Raw genomic sequence first — 13,311 nt, forward strand, 5'->3', positions numbered from 1 at the left:
CGTGTCCGTCCCGAGCCCAGCAGAATACCGGGGGCCGGTCAGCTCACCCCGCAGACCTCCACGCCGCCCGTCTGCTGGTCCGCCGCCAGCGTCACGGTCTGCGCCTCCCGCCGGCCGCCGACGAGCGTGACGTCCACCGGCACGGTGAGCGTGGTGAGGTCGACCTCGCCCACCCGGTAGCCGGAGATCTGCGGCTCGGTGGCCACCCGCCGCTCGAACTCCCGCCGGGGCTCGCGTCGGCGGATGTCGTCGCAGAGCGTGTCGTACGCCTTGGACCACTCCCGCGCCACGAGCGCCTGGTAGTAGTCGTTCGTGACCGCCCGGCCCTGCTCGCCGATCGCCTGGGCGTTGCTCACCGCCAGACCCACCACCGCCGCGCCGCCCCCGCCGCAGCAGATCAGCACGGCGAGCGCGCCCGCGCCGAGGCCGAGCCAGAGCCGGGTCCGCCCGCCCTCGGTGGGTGGGGCGGCGAACGGCGGCGTGGCGCCGGGCCCCTGCGGCGGCGCGGGCACCCCGGGGTCCGCCGGCAGCGCGGGCGGAACGGATGGCGGGGGTGGCGCGGCCGGTCCGGGAGCGGTCATACGCGCCAGGGTAGTGCCCCGGCACTCAGCGATACGGACGTGCGGCACGATCGCTGGCGACGACGACGATCTCCCCTTCGGGGGCGGCGCCGGCGAGCGTCTCGTACGCCGACGGCTCGTCCACCGATCGGGCGAGCAGCGGCACGGCGGTGACCTTGACGTCGAATCCGCCGAGCGCCCGCCGGTACGCACCGACCGACTCCCACTCGGTGACCAGGAGCCAGTGGTCCGGATCGTCGAGCGCCCGCAGCAGTTCACCGCGCAGGTAGCCGGGGCGGGCGGCGAGCGCGGTCAGCGCGGCGTGCGCCGCACGGGTGAACTCGTCCACCATTTCGGCTTCCACCACGAACCGGTTGGTGACCAGCACGGCGTTCCTCCTCGTAGAGTTTGTGGCATGCAGCGTACGCAGAGTCCCGTGCTGTCCCGGTTGGCACGGCTCAACCCGACGGCGGTGTTCCTGGCCGCGCTGGCCCTGGTGCTTGTCGGCCTCTTCGCGCCCGGCCCGGCGGGCGGCGTCCTGCTGCTCGTGCTGGCCGGCGGGCTGGTCTGGCTGATGTCGGTCACCTGGCCGGTGCAGGCCCCGGCGACCCGGATGCTCCGGCTGGTGATGGTGACCTTGTTGATCGCGGTGGCGCTGGCGAAGCTCATGGTCGGCTGACCTGACGAAGCCGAGCTGACCTGCGCTGACATGCAATCATGCGTTTTTGACAATAGTTTTCGTTGTCGCGGACAGTTGAGCCCATGACCGTTCGTGCACCGCGCCGCATCCTGACCGCCGCAGCCACCGCCCTGCTCGCCACCGCCGGTCTGACCGCCTGCGCGGACGGCACAGGCGGCGCGAGCGAGCCGGGCAGGGTCGACGTGGTGGCCGCGTTCTACCCGCTCCAGTTCCTGGCCGAGCGGATCGGCGGCGACACGGTCGCGGTCAGCAACCTGACCAAGCCCGGCGCCGAGCCGCACGACCTGGAACTCAACCCGCGGCAGGTCGGCCAGGTCGTCGACGCCGACGTGGTCGTCTACCTCAGCGGCTTCCAGCCGGCGGTGGACGAGGCGGTGGAGCAGAACGGCGGCGACCGCGCGTTCGACGTGGCGGGCGTGACGCCGCTGCTGGACGCCGCCGCCGGTGGCCACGACCACGACCACGAGGGCGAGGCCGGGCACGCCGAGGAGGGCGGCGGCAAGGACCCGCACGTCTGGCTCGACCCGACCCGGCTGGCCACCATCGGCGACAAGCTCGCCGAGCGGCTCGGCAAGGCCGACCCGGACCACGCCGCCGACTACACCGCCCGCGCCGGCGCGCTGCGCACCGAGCTGACGAAGCTGGACACCGAGTACGCCGACGGCCTGCGCACCTGCCAGCGCAGGGAGATCGTGACCAGTCACACCGCGTTCGGCTACCTGACCGAGCGCTACCGGCTGGAGCAGATCGGCATCAGCGGGCTCACCCCGGAGTCCGAGCCGTCCCCGAAGCGCCTCGCCGAGGTCGCCGAGGAGGCCCGGGAGCACCAGGCCGGCACGATCTTCTTTGAGACGCTTGTCAGCCCGAAGGTCGCCGAGACCATCGCGCGTGAGGTCGGGGCGAAGACGGCGGTCCTGGACCCGCTGGAGGGTCCGCCCGCCGACGGCGACTACCTCTCCGCGATGCGCACCAACCTGCAGACCCTGCGAACCGCTCTGGACTGTTCATGACCTCACCCGTGATCGAGATCGCGCACGCCACAGTCGGCTACGACGGCCGCCCGGTGCTGCGTGACGTCTCGTTGACAGTGACCGCCGGAGAGGTGGTCGCCGTGCTCGGCGCCAACGGCTCCGGCAAGTCGACGCTCGTGCGCGCCGCGCTCGGCCTGGTGCCGGTCGGCGCCGGGTCGGTCGCCCTGTTCGGCACGCCGCAGCGCCGCTTCCGGCAGTGGCACCGCATCGGGTACGTGCCGCAGCGGCTCGGCGCGGGCAGCGGAGTGCCAGCCACAGTGCGCGAGGTGGTGGCGTCCGGGCGGCTGGCCCGCCGGGGCGTGCTGCGTCCGGCCGGGCGGGCGGACCGGGAGGCGGTGTCGGCGGCGCTGGACGCGGTCGGGCTCGCCGACCGGGCCGGTGACCCGGTGTCCACGCTCTCCGGCGGCCAGCAGCAGCGCACCCTGATCGCCCGCGCGCTGGCCGGCGGGCCGGAGCTGCTGGTGCTCGACGAGCCGACCGCCGGGGTGGACGCGGCCAGCCAGGAGGCGTTCGCCGGGGCGCTGCGCGCGTTCCGCGACGGCGGCGGCACGGTGCTGCTCGTCGCGCACGAGCTGGGCCCGCTGCGCCCGCTGATCAGCCGGGCCGTGGTGGTGCACCAGGGCGGGATCGCCCACGACGGCGCGGTGCCCGAACCGGCCGGCCACCACGCCGACCCGGACCACGAGCACGTGCACCCGCACTGCGACGAGGAGCCCGCCCGGCTCTGGACAGGCATCTGAGATGGATCTCTTCCAGTACGACTTCATGCTCCGCGCCCTGGTCGGCGCGCTGATCATCGGGCTGGCCGCCCCGGCGCTCGGCATCTACCTGGTGCAGCGGCGGCTGGCGCTGATCGGCGACGGGCTCGGGCACGTGGCGCTCACCGGCGTCGGCGCGGGACTGCTGCTCAACCGCTCCCCCGTGCTGGTGGCGGTGATCGCCGCGACGCTCGGCGCGGTGGTGATCGAGCTGGTCCGCGCGTACGGGCGCACCTCCGGTGACCTGGCGCTGGCGTTGCTGTTCTACGGCGGCATCGCCGGTGGCGTGATGCTGGTCGGGCTCTCCGACGCCAGCAGCGGGTCGCTCAACGCGTACCTGTTCGGGTCGCTGACCACCACCTCCCGCACCGACCTGATCACCATCGGCGTGCTCGGCGTGGTGCTGCTGGTGACCATGCTCGTGTTGCGCCCGGCGCTGTTCGCGGTGTGCCACGACGAGGAGTACGCCCGGGTGTCCGGCCTGCCGGTGCGGACGCTGAACCTGGTCATCGCGGTCGGTACCGCGGTCACTGTGACCATCGCGATGCGGGCGGTCGGGGTGCTGCTGATCAGCGCGCTGATGGTGGTGCCGGTGGCGACCGCGCAGCAGGTGACCCGGGGCTTCCGCTCCACCATGACGGCGGCCATGGCGCTGGGCCTGTTCGCGGCCGGCACCGGGGTCTGGGTGGCCGCCACCGCCGACACCGCGCCCGGCGCGTCGGTGGTGCTCGTGGCGATCGGCTCGTTCCTGCTGGTCGCGCTCGCGGCGGCCGGTGTGCGGGCGCTGCGGCGGCGGGTGCGGGCCGACCGGGCCACGCCGCCGCCCGAGCCGGTCGAGCACGAGGTGCTGCTGCGGTGAGGCCCTGCCCGCCGACGCAGCTGGGATTGGTTACCGTTACAGGGTGACCGGCACGAACGGGTACGACGCCTTCGAGGGTGCGGGTGACCTGCTGCGCGCCCTCTCGGCCCCGATCCGGCTCGCGATCGTCAGCGAGCTGGCCGAGGGCGAACGCTGCGTGCACGAGCTGGTCGAGAAGCTCGGCGCGCCCCAGCCGCTGGTCTCCCAGCACCTGCGGGTGCTGCGCGGCGCCGGGGTGGTGCGCGGGTCGCGGCGCGGCCGGGAGATCGCGTACGCGCTGGTCGACGACCACGTCGCGCACATCGTGGCGGACGCGGTCAGTCACGCCGGTGAAGGGTCGCACTGAGCGGGAAATCGGCCAGGTGCCGACGCGCCCGCGGCGTGGGACGCTGTCCGGCGTGAAGATCTACGCCGACCGTTTTCCCATCGCCGTCCGCCAGTTCCTCACCGACCTGCTCGTGGTCGTCTGGGTGTACGCGGCGATCCGCTTCGCGCTGTGGCTGCACGACGTGGTCGAGAAGCTCGCCGTACCCGGGCAGAAGCTGGAGGGGGCCGGCGGTGGTCTCGCCGACAACCTGGCCGAGGCCGGCGGCAAGGTCGGCCGGGTGCCGATCGTCGGCGACGAGCTGACCGCGCCGTTCACCCGCGCCGCCGACGCCGCCCGCGCGGTCGCCGAGGCGGGCCGCGACCAGCAGGAGCTGGTCGGGCAGCTCGCGCTCGGGCTGACCGTCGCGGTGCTGGTGTTCCCGCTCGGCCTGGTGCTGTTCGGCTGGCTGCCGCTGCGCCTGCGCTGGATGCGCCGGGCCGGCGCGGCGAAGGCCCTGGCGGGCGTCCCGGCCGGCCGGGACCTGCTGGCGCTGCGCGCGCTGGCGGGTCAGCCGCTGTCGAAGCTGACCCGGATCGCGCCCGACGTCGCCGAGGCGTGGCGGCGCGGCGACGACGCGACAGTCGACGCGCTCGCCGCGCTGGAGCTGCGCGAACTGGGGCTACGCGGCGGCCGGTAAGGTGTGCCGGTGCTGTACTTCCTGATCGTCGTCGCCGTGCTGCTGCTGGCGTACGCGGCCGTGCTGGTGAGTTTCGTCCGCAAGGGCCGCAAGATCCCGCCGTCGGCGTACCTGGTGCTGGCCGGCCTCAACGGCCTGATCCTGGCCGGCATCCTGGCCTGGGCGATCGCGCGCTGACCGCCCGGCGGCCGCACTCGGCGGCCGTCCGGGCGGCACGACCGCCCGGTGGTCCGGTCAGCCGGCGGGCGGGATGCGACGGCGGACGTCCTGCTCGGTGGACGGCCCCGGTTCCCAGCGGGCCACCCAGGGCAGGTCGGCGGGCGGGGTGACCACGCCCTCCTCCACCGAGGCGTACCGGCCGGCGACGATCCGCCTGGCGGCGGCCACGTCGACCGAGTCGGTGTTCGACCACAGGCCGGTGAACAGCTCGTCGACGCGCAGCCGCGCCTGACGGCAGAACAGGTCGGCCAGCTCGACGTTCTCCGGGTGCGCGTCGCGCTCGGCGTAAGCCCGGACGCAGACCGCGCTCATCGCGAACAGCTCCGCGCCGATGTCCACCACCCGGCCGAGGAACGCCTGCTTGCGCTCCATCTTCCCCTGCCACCGGGACATCGCGTAGAACGTCGACCGGGCCAGCTTGCGGGAGGTCCGCTCGACGTGGCGCAGGTGCCCGGCCAGCGGCCCGAACTCCTGGTACGCCCCGGGCGTCTGCCCCTTGCCGACGGCGAGCGTGGGCAGCCACTTCGCGTAGAAGGCGCCGGCCCGCGCGCCCGCCCTCGCCTTGCGGCCCAGCCCGGCGTCGGGGTCGATGATGTCGCCCGCCACGGACAGGTGCGCGTCGACGGCCTCGCGGGCGATCAGCAGGTGCATGATCTCGGTGGATCCCTCGAAGATGCGGTTGATCCGCAGGTCGCGCAGGAGCTGCTCGACGGCGGCCGGCCGTTCCCCGCGGGCGGCGAGCGAGTCGGCCGTCTCGTAGCCGCGGCCACCGCGGATCTGGATGAGTTCGTCGGCGATCCGCCAGGCCATCTCGCTGGCGTAGAGCTTGACCAGCGCCGCCTCGATCCGGATGTCGTTGCGGTCGTCGTCGGCGAGCATGCAGGACAGGTCGAGCATCGACTCCATGCCGTACGTGGTGGCGGCGATGAAGGACAGCTTCTTCGCCACCGCCTCGTGCTCGCCCACCGGGCGGCCCCACTGGACCCGGTCCGCCGCCCACTCGCGGGCCACGTTGAGCGCCCACTTGCCGGCCCCGACGCACATGGCCGGCAGCGAGAGCCGGCCGGTGTTCAACGTGGTCAGCGCGATCTTGAGGCCCTTGCCCTCGCCGCCGATCACGTTCTCCTTCGGCACGAACACGTCGTGGAACCGGGTGAGGCTGTTCTCCAGGCCGCGCAGCCCGACGAAGGAGTTGCGCCGCTCCACGGTGATGCCGTCGCTGTCGCCCTCCACCACGAACGCGGTGATACCGCCGCGCCGCCCCTCACCGGCCGGCACCCGGGCCATCACCACCAGCAGCGTGGCGAGCGTGCCGTTGGTGGCCCAGAGCTTCACCCCGTTGAGCCGGTAGCCGGTGCCGTCCGCCGTCGGCTCGGCGGTGGTGGCGAGCCGGGCCGGGTCGGAGCCGACGTCCGGCTCGGTGAGCAGGAACGCGGAGACCTCACCGGCGGCGAGCCGGGGCAGGAACAGGTCCTTCTGCTCGGGCGTGCCGAACATCTTCAGCGGCTGCGGCACGCCGATCGACTGGTGCGCGGAGAGCAGCGCGCTGACCGCCGGGTTCACCGAGCCGACGAGCATCAGCGCCCGGCAGTAGTGCAGGTTGCTCAGCCCCAGCCCGCCGTACTTCCGGTCGATCTTCATGCCGAACGTGCCGAGCCCGGCCAGACCGTGGAACACCTCGTCGGGGATGCGCGCGTCCCGCTCGATCGCCTCGCCGTCCACCTCGGACGTCAGGTACGTGCGCAGCGCGCCGAGGAACTCGTCAGCGCGAGCCACCTCGGCCGGGTCGGGGCGGGGCCACGGGTCGATCAGGTCGAGCCGGAACCGGCCGAGGAACAACTCCTTGCCGAAGCTGGGCCGGTCCCAGGCCGACTCGCGGGCCGCCTCGGCGACCTGGCGGGCCTCCTTCTCGGAGACCTGGCCCGCCTCGGTGGGCAGCGGCCCCGCGCCGTCTGGTGACTCGGGCCGGCTGTTCTGTGTCGTGGTCACGGCTGCCTCCTCGCGGTCCGGCTGCGTCGACGCGTTCGACGAAAACGACGCTACCCCCGGGTGTTACCCAGGGGTAGCGCCCCGTGCACGCCCGATTTGGCGGACGGTCAGTCGGTGAGCGACTGCGGATTGTCGTCCTCGTCGTCGATGTCGTCCTCACCCCAGTTGCGCCGGCTGAACGGCAGGATCGCCCAGAAGATCAGGAACCAGAGGCCGGTGAGCGCGCTGAGCAGGAACGCGATCGGCCGGTCCAGCACGAAGTCGCTGACCAGCAGGACCGAGCTGACCATCGCGATCAGCATGAAGAACAGGCCGCCGGTGGCCATCCGGTGGGCGAACCGGACCAGCTCCGGCTTGCGCCCCTGCCGGAACAGCGCCCGGTGGAACGCGACCGGCGAGATGATCATCGCGGCGGACGCGGCGGCGGTCAGCAGCGCCAGGATGTAGACGTCCCGCTGGAACTCGGTGGTCCGGTCGAACCCGGCGCTGAACGGCAGCGTCAGCAGGAAGGCGAAGAGGATCTGCACACCGGTCTGCGCGACCCGCAGCTCCTGCAACAGATCGGCGAAGTTGCGCTGCCAGCGCTGCTTCTCGGATTCCTTGGACACTCGCGGACCTCCCCGGAGACGGCACCGCCAGCGGGTGAACGCCCACCGGCAGGAGCGCCTGTGCCCCGTACGGATGATCACGAAACCGGTTCAGGAACCGCGGCGGATCCGGCCCGCGTACCGTGCCTCCAGCTCGGCGTTGTGCTCGTCGCCGCCGGTGATGTTCGCGGACAGGTAGACCGGCGGGCGCTGCCCCGCCGCGACCAGCCGGGCCACCACCTCGGCGACGATCTGCTGGGCGAGCAACGCCGCGGTGATCGAGGAGACCGCGCCGACCGCGCCGCCGCCCGGCAGCGGCAGCGTGGCGTCGCCGTACGGGGCGCCGTTGTCCAGCACGACGTCGGCGAAGTCGGCGAGCTTGCGGCCGGACGGGTGCCGCGACGTCATCCGCGCCGAGTGCTGCGCCGAGGTGATCGCCACCAAGCCGTGCCCGCGTTCCTTCACGATGGACGCGAACTCGACCATCGCCCCGTTCACGCCCGAGTTCGAGGCCAGCACGAACACGTCCTGCGGCCGGATCGGCGCCAGCTCGTAGAGGCGGTGCGCCACCGCCGGGTCGCGTTCCAGCTTCGGGCCGAGCACGTCGGCCGGGTCGCCGCCGATCAGCACCAGATCACGCAGCGCGATCCGGTTGGTGGGCACCAGCCCGCCGGCCCGGCCGGCGATCTCCATGGCCAGCGCCTCGGAGTGCCCGGTGCCGAACGCGTGCACCACACCGTCGGCGCGCAGCGCCGCCGCGATCAGGTCGGCCGCGTCGGCCACGTTCTGCCGCTGCTCGGCGGCGACCCGGCCGATCGTCTCGGTCACCACCGCCAGGTACGCCTCGGCGCTCACCGTCATGCCTCCTCCGTTCCTGCGCACCGGGCGAGGATCGCCTCGGCCAGCGGGCCGGGCGCCTCGTCCGGAATCCAGTGGCTGACGCCGGACAGCTCCACGAACCGGTAGTCACCGGTGACGTGCGCGGCGCACGCCTGCGCGGCCGTCCGGCCGATCGCCACGTCCTTGTCGCTCCACACGAACGTGGTCGGCACCCCGACCGGGGCGACCGCCTTCATGTCCGCACCGGTCATCGCGCGGTACCAGTTCAGCGCCGCCGTCAACGCGCCCGGCTCGCGCATCGGCTCGGCGTACCGGGCCACCGCGCCGGCGTCTCCCACACCGCTGAGCAGCTTGCGCAGCGTGGCGCCGTTCCACGCCAGCAGCACCTTCTCCGCCGTACCGGGCTTGCGGAACAACGCGATGTAGGCGGACTTGACCTTCTGCCGCGGGTCGGTGGCGAGCGCGTGGCCCATCGCGGCCGGGTGCGGCACCGACACCGCGGTCAGCGTCCGCACCCGCTCCGGGTGCGCCGCCGCGAGGCCCCACGCCACGATCGCGCCCCAGTCGTGGCCGACCACGTGCGCGCCGGTCACCCCGAGTGCGTCGAGCACCGCCGCCGCGTCGGCCACCAGCTCCGGAATCCGGTACGCCCCCACGTCCGCCGGACGCGCGCCGGGCGAGTAGCCGCGCTGGTCGAGCGCGTACGTGCGCAGCCCGGCGGCGTGCAGCGCGGGCGTGACCGCGTCCCACTCGCCGGAGTGCTGCGGAAAGCCGTGCAGCAGCAGGACCGGATCACCGCCCTCGGGGCCGCCGGCGCGTACCTCGAACGTCAGTCCCCGCGCATCCACCAGCATGATCGCCACCATACCGACACTCGCCCTGCTGGGCCGGGGGCCGTGGTCGGTGCTAGCGTCTGCGACGAGACAACTTCACATCCGACAGGGGAGCGCACAGCGCTGAGAGTGCGGGCCGATGCCCGCAGACCCTCGAACCTGATCTGGGTAATGCCAGCGCAGGGAGTTCGGTCGACCTCCAGCCGCGTCGCCGTCCGGTGACCACCGGGCGCGGCGTGCGTCTTCTCCTGGTTCACCTCGACGAACTGGGAGCCAACCATGAACCACACCGACAGCAACCGCTGGCGTACCGTCGACATCGTCGTCGCCTCGGTCATCGCCGTCGCCTTCGGCGTCGTGTTCTGGGCCTGGGGCCTGCTCTGGAGCGCCACCGACGCGGCGTTCGCCTTCTTCCCGCCGGCACAGGCCGTGCTCTACGGCGTGTGGCTGATCCCGGCGGTGCTCGCCGGTCTGATCATCCGCAAGCCGGGCGCCGCGCTGTACTGCGAGACGGTGGCCGCGATCATCTCCGCCCTGCTGGGCAGCCAGTGGGCGAGCATCGTGATCCTCCAGGGCCTGATGCAGGGCATCGGCGCCGAGCTGGCCTTCGCCGCGTTCCGGTACCGCTCGTTCCGCCTGCCGGTGGCGGTGCTGGCCGGTGCGCTGACCGGTCTCGGCGCGGCGATCTTCGACTTCGTCTACTGGAACAAGGCGTACGACTTCGCCTCCTACCGCCTGCCGTACGCGCTGATCACGATCGTCAGCGCCACGATCGTCGCCGGTCTGGGCGCGCACGTCCTCACCCGCGCGCTGGCGAACACCGGCGTGCTGGACCGCTTCCCCGCCGGCCGCGACCGAGCCCTGGTCTAGCCCTCCCTCCCCACCCCCACCGCCCCGGTGATCAAGGAGTTTGCGTCCGCCGGGCACGGTTTTCCGGACGCGAACTCCTTGATCACGCAGGCTGGGCCGCGAGAGGGAGAGGGGGTGGGTGGGCGGTGAGCGCTGTGGTGCTGCGGGGGTTCGGGTGGCGGCACGGGGGACGGAAACGCTGGGCTCTGCGCGGGGTGGATCTGCGCGTGGAGAGCGGCGAGCGGGTGCTGCTGCTCGGACCCTCCGGCGCCGGTAAGAGCACGCTGCTTGCGGCGCTGGCCGGGCTGCTGCCGGAGGACTCCGGCGAGCAGGAGGGCACCGTCGAGATCGACGGGCTGGACCCGCGCAAGGCCCGCGAGCGCGTCGGCATCGTCTTCCAGGATCCGGAGTCCCAGCTCGTCATGGCCCGCTCCGGCGACGACGTGGCGTTCGGGCTGGAGAACCGTGGCGTACCCGCCGGGGAGATCTGGCCCCGCGTCGACGAGGCGCTGCAGCGGGCCGGCTTCCCGTACGACAGGGACCGCCCCACCGCCGCGCTCAGCGGCGGCGAGCAGCAGCGGCTGGCGCTGGCCGGCACGCTCGCGCTGCGCCCCGGGCTGCTGCTGCTCGACGAGCCCACCGCCAACCTCGACCCGGCCGGCGCCACCCTGATCCGCCGGGCCGTCGCGAACGCGCTCGACCCGGACACCACGATGGTCCTGGTCGAGCACCGGGTCACCGAGGCGCTGCCGCTGGTCGACCGCGTCGTGGTGCTGGAACCCGGCGGCGGGGTACGCGCCGACGGGCCGCCCGACGCGGTCTTCGCCGCGCACGGCGACGCGCTGGCCGCCGCCGGGGTCTGGGTACCCGGCCACGTCGCGCCACCCCGGCACGCCACCACGCCGCCCGGCGACGTGCTGCTCTCCGCGGAGCGGCTCGGCCTGCCGCCGCGACTCAACCCCACCGATCTTCGGGTACGCGCCGGCGAGGCGCTCGCCGTCCTCGGCCCCAACGGGGCCGGCAAGTCCACACTGGCGCTGCTCCTGGGCGGCCTGCTGAAGCCCGGCACGGGCGCCGTCACCGCGTCGGCGGAACTCGCCGGGCGGGACGCGCGTACTCCCCCGCACCGCTGGCGGGCGCCAGCGCTGGTACGCCGGATCGGTTCGGTGTTCCAGGACCCGGAACACCAGTTCGTCACCGCCACGGTCCGCGACGAGCTGGCGCTCGGCCCGCGCCGCACCGGCCGGCCCGAGTCGGCGGTCACCGCCACCGTCGACGAGCTGCTGCACCGGTTGCGGCTGGACCGGCTGGCCGGCGCCAACCCGTACACCCTCTCGGGTGGGGAGGCGCGGCGGCTGAGCGTGGCGACGGCCCTGGCCACCGCGCCCCGCCTGCTGATCTGCGACGAGCCCACGTTCGGCCAGGACCGGCGGACCTGGCTGGAGCTGGTCGACCTGCTCGCCGAGCTGCGCGACGCCGGGCACGGCGTGGTCACGGTGACCCACGACGAGGACTTCGTCGCCGCGCTGGCCGACCGGACACTCACCCTGCGCCGCGCCCCCGACGGGGTGGTCACGTGATCGGCCTCGAACCGGTCGCCGCGCCCGGCGCTCCGCTGGCCCGGCGCAACCCGGTGGCGAAGCTGGCCGCCGCGCTGGTCTTCACCCTGATCCTGGTGGCGACGCTCGACCCGGTCGCACCGGCCATCGCGATCGCCGTCGAACTCGCGGTGCTGCCGCTGTTCGGTGTCCGCTACCGGGTGCTGGCCCGCCGGGCCTGGCCGCTGCTCGCCGGCGCCGTCGGCATCCTGATCACGCTGGTGCTCTTCGCGGCCGACCGCTCCGGCCGGGTCCTGGTGGAGGCCGGCCCGGTCCTGGTGACCGAGGGCGTCCTCGTCACGGCGCTGGGCCTGGTGCTGCGGATGCTCGCCGTGGCGCTGCCCGGCATCGTCGTGTTCGCCACCACCGACCCGACGGACCTGGCCGACGCGCTGATCCAGAACGCGAAGACGCCCGCCCGGTTCGCCATCGGGGCGCTCGCCGCGTTCCGGATGGTGCCGCTGCTGGAACAGGAGTGGCGGATGATCAGCATGGCCCGCCGGGCCCGCGGCGTGGACGCCGGCCGCAACCCGGTGGCGAAGCTGCGGCTGTTCGCGTCCACCGCGTTCACGCTGCTGGTGGGCGCGATCCGGCGGGGTACCCGGCTGGCGGTGGCGATGGACGCGCGGGGCTTCGACGCGGGTACGCCACGCACCGTGGCCCGCCCGCAGCGCTTCACCCGCGCCGACGCCCTGCTCGTAGCGGGCGCCGCCCTGCTGGCAGGCGGCGCCCTGGCCGCAAGCATCGCCCTGGGCACCTTCCGCCCCTTGATCGGCTGACCCACGCCCCCTCCCCCCTCCCCCCTCCCCCGCCCCGTTGATCATGAAGTTGACGGCACCGGTTGCCCGTTTTGCCGCCGCCAACCTCATGATCAACCAGGATCGGGCGAGATCTTGGTACGGAATGACCCTTATGAGGGCCGGAATCTTCCAAGATCTTCGGGGACGGCCGGGCAGGCCCCGGATGGGGGGCCTGCCCGGTGGCGGGGCTGTCTGTCAGCTACGGCGGAAGGCGTAGAACCGGGTCTGGCCGGCGCGCTGGCTGCGCCCGGTGACCCGGGCCTGCCGCCCTGACGGCGGGCCGGATCTGGGCGGCGTCGCGGACGCGCCCGGCAGGACCGGGATCTCCAGAGAATCCGAGGGCGACACCGTGTCCGGGGACGCGGCGGACGCCGACGGCTCCGTGGGGAGCACCACCGCGGGTGGCGTCACCGTGAGCGCGTCGAGGTTCGGCGCGGTCACCTGCGGCGAGGACTGCTTGCGGGACTTCTTCGGATTGCGCTTCGCGGGCATTCGCGGGCCTCCTGTCGTGCGGGCGCGCCGACCGGGACGCGCCGAGCGAGGGCTCCGGTGCGTTCCGATCACGACAGACACCGCGACCGACGGTGGCGGGGAAGGGATGCGGACGCCCGGAGCAGGACGGGTCCACGGCACTGAAGGCGGTGGACCGGGCTCGGAGGTGGGGCGTCACTTACGCATGCCGTA

General features: G+C 73.5%; 17 protein-coding genes and 1 riboswitch. Of the genes, 10 read left to right on the forward strand and 7 right to left on the reverse strand.

The window, feature by feature from the left end:
- Positions 1 to 38 precede the first annotated feature (38 nt).
- Positions 39 to 512, reverse strand: a complete 474-nt coding sequence (locus CLT75_RS17220; protein WP_135244044.1) for a hypothetical protein — start codon at positions 510 to 512, stop codon at positions 39 to 41.
- Positions 513 to 606: 94 nt separating this feature from the next.
- Positions 607 to 948, reverse strand: coding sequence for an antibiotic biosynthesis monooxygenase family protein (locus CLT75_RS17225; RefSeq protein ID WP_135241560.1), 342 nt, complete (start codon positions 946 to 948; stop codon positions 607 to 609).
- Positions 949 to 975: 27 nt separating this feature from the next.
- Here CLT75_RS17225 and CLT75_RS17230 point away from each other — a divergent pair, with 27 nt between their 5' ends.
- From CLT75_RS17230 to CLT75_RS32680, 7 genes are all read left to right on the forward strand, one after another.
- The gene (locus CLT75_RS17230) at positions 976 to 1,239 is read left to right on the forward strand and encodes a DUF6703 family protein (protein ID WP_135241561.1); all 264 of its coding nucleotides are present in this window, start codon (positions 976 to 978) and stop codon (positions 1,237 to 1,239) included.
- 83 nt (positions 1,240 to 1,322) lie between these two features.
- Entirely contained in the window at positions 1,323 to 2,270 is a 948-nt protein-coding gene (locus CLT75_RS17235; RefSeq protein WP_135241562.1) for a metal ABC transporter substrate-binding protein, read from the forward strand.
- Complete coding sequence (locus CLT75_RS17240) at positions 2,267 to 3,031, forward strand: metal ABC transporter ATP-binding protein (RefSeq protein ID WP_135241563.1); 765 nt, start codon at positions 2,267 to 2,269, stop codon at positions 3,029 to 3,031. The genes CLT75_RS17235 and CLT75_RS17240 overlap by 4 nt, the downstream gene beginning before the upstream one ends.
- A gap of 1 nt (position 3,032) precedes the next feature.
- Positions 3,033 to 3,908: a metal ABC transporter permease gene (locus tag CLT75_RS17245; RefSeq protein WP_135241564.1), complete on the forward strand. Its 876-nt coding sequence runs from the start codon at positions 3,033 to 3,035 to the stop codon at positions 3,906 to 3,908.
- A 43-nt stretch (positions 3,909 to 3,951) separates the two neighbouring features.
- Complete coding sequence (locus CLT75_RS17250) at positions 3,952 to 4,254, forward strand: ArsR/SmtB family transcription factor (protein ID WP_013287947.1); 303 nt, start codon at positions 3,952 to 3,954, stop codon at positions 4,252 to 4,254.
- A gap of 52 nt (positions 4,255 to 4,306) precedes the next feature.
- A complete protein-coding gene (locus tag CLT75_RS17255) occupies positions 4,307 to 4,912 on the forward strand; it encodes a hypothetical protein (RefSeq protein WP_135241565.1) in 606 nt (201 codons plus the stop codon).
- A 9-nt stretch (positions 4,913 to 4,921) separates the two neighbouring features.
- Positions 4,922 to 5,089 (forward strand): hypothetical protein, encoded by a 168-nt coding sequence (locus CLT75_RS32680; RefSeq protein ID WP_167796926.1) that lies wholly within the window; start codon positions 4,922 to 4,924, stop codon positions 5,087 to 5,089.
- Between the two features lie 57 nt (positions 5,090 to 5,146).
- Here the strand turns inward: CLT75_RS32680 and CLT75_RS17260 are convergent, their stop codons facing one another.
- The 4 genes from CLT75_RS17260 to CLT75_RS17275 form a co-directional block, all read right to left on the reverse strand.
- Entirely contained in the window at positions 5,147 to 7,120 is a 1,974-nt protein-coding gene (locus CLT75_RS17260) for an acyl-CoA dehydrogenase family protein (RefSeq protein ID WP_135241566.1), read from the reverse strand.
- 107 nt (positions 7,121 to 7,227) lie between these two features.
- Positions 7,228 to 7,728, reverse strand: coding sequence for a DUF6328 family protein (locus tag CLT75_RS17265; RefSeq protein WP_135241567.1), 501 nt, complete (start codon positions 7,726 to 7,728; stop codon positions 7,228 to 7,230).
- Between the two features lie 90 nt (positions 7,729 to 7,818).
- Positions 7,819 to 8,568 carry a sugar isomerase domain-containing protein gene (locus tag CLT75_RS17270; protein WP_013287952.1) on the reverse strand — a complete coding sequence of 250 codons (750 nt, stop codon included), beginning with the start codon at positions 8,566 to 8,568 and terminating at the stop codon, positions 7,819 to 7,821.
- Positions 8,565 to 9,401, reverse strand: coding sequence for an alpha/beta fold hydrolase (locus CLT75_RS17275; protein ID WP_209310339.1), 837 nt, complete (start codon positions 9,399 to 9,401; stop codon positions 8,565 to 8,567). Before CLT75_RS17275 ends, CLT75_RS17270 begins: the two co-directional genes overlap by 4 nt.
- Positions 9,402 to 9,477: 76 nt before the next feature.
- Positions 9,478 to 9,584, forward strand: a riboswitch (TPP riboswitch).
- A 75-nt stretch (positions 9,585 to 9,659) separates the two neighbouring features.
- On the opposite strand from CLT75_RS17275, the gene CLT75_RS17280 reads away from it, so the two are divergent.
- From CLT75_RS17280 to CLT75_RS17290, 3 genes are all read left to right on the forward strand, one after another.
- A complete protein-coding gene (locus CLT75_RS17280; RefSeq protein ID WP_135241569.1) occupies positions 9,660 to 10,250 on the forward strand; it encodes an ECF transporter S component in 591 nt (196 codons plus the stop codon).
- Positions 10,251 to 10,375: 125 nt separating this feature from the next.
- Positions 10,376 to 11,809, forward strand: a complete 1,434-nt coding sequence (locus CLT75_RS17285; RefSeq protein ID WP_135241570.1) for an ABC transporter ATP-binding protein — start codon at positions 10,376 to 10,378, stop codon at positions 11,807 to 11,809.
- Positions 11,806 to 12,606 carry a CbiQ family ECF transporter T component gene (locus CLT75_RS17290; RefSeq protein WP_135241571.1) on the forward strand — a complete coding sequence of 267 codons (801 nt, stop codon included), beginning with the start codon at positions 11,806 to 11,808 and terminating at the stop codon, positions 12,604 to 12,606. Before CLT75_RS17285 ends, CLT75_RS17290 begins: the two co-directional genes overlap by 4 nt.
- Positions 12,607 to 12,822: 216 nt before the next feature.
- Here the strand turns inward: CLT75_RS17290 and CLT75_RS17295 are convergent, their stop codons facing one another.
- Positions 12,823 to 13,119: a hypothetical protein gene (locus tag CLT75_RS17295; protein ID WP_135241572.1), complete on the reverse strand. Its 297-nt coding sequence runs from the start codon at positions 13,117 to 13,119 to the stop codon at positions 12,823 to 12,825.
- Positions 13,120 to 13,311: the final 192 nt, after the last annotated feature.

Source organism: Micromonospora sp. CNZ285, assembly GCF_004637285.1.

Excerpts from the sequence above, each read along its gene's own strand:
- CLT75_RS17230 (WP_135241561.1), top strand. The coding sequence starts at position 976 with ATGCAGCGTACGCAGAGTCCCGTGCTGTCCCGGTTGGCACGGCTCAAC.
- CLT75_RS17235 (WP_135241562.1), top strand. The coding sequence starts at position 1,323 with ATGACCGTTCGTGCACCGCGCCGCATCCTGACCGCCGCAGCCACCGCC.
- CLT75_RS17240 (WP_135241563.1), top strand. The coding sequence starts at position 2,267 with ATGACCTCACCCGTGATCGAGATCGCGCACGCCACAGTCGGCTACGAC.
- CLT75_RS17245 (WP_135241564.1), top strand. The coding sequence starts at position 3,033 with ATGGATCTCTTCCAGTACGACTTCATGCTCCGCGCCCTGGTCGGCGCG.
- CLT75_RS17270 (WP_013287952.1), bottom strand. The coding sequence starts at position 8,568 with ATGACGGTGAGCGCCGAGGCGTACCTGGCGGTGGTGACCGAGACGATC.
- CLT75_RS17275 (WP_209310339.1), bottom strand. The coding sequence starts at position 9,401 with ATGCTGGTGGATGCGCGGGGACTGACGTTCGAGGTACGCGCCGGCGGC.
- CLT75_RS17280 (WP_135241569.1), top strand. The coding sequence starts at position 9,660 with ATGAACCACACCGACAGCAACCGCTGGCGTACCGTCGACATCGTCGTC.
- CLT75_RS17295 (WP_135241572.1), bottom strand. The coding sequence starts at position 13,119 with ATGCCCGCGAAGCGCAATCCGAAGAAGTCCCGCAAGCAGTCCTCGCCG.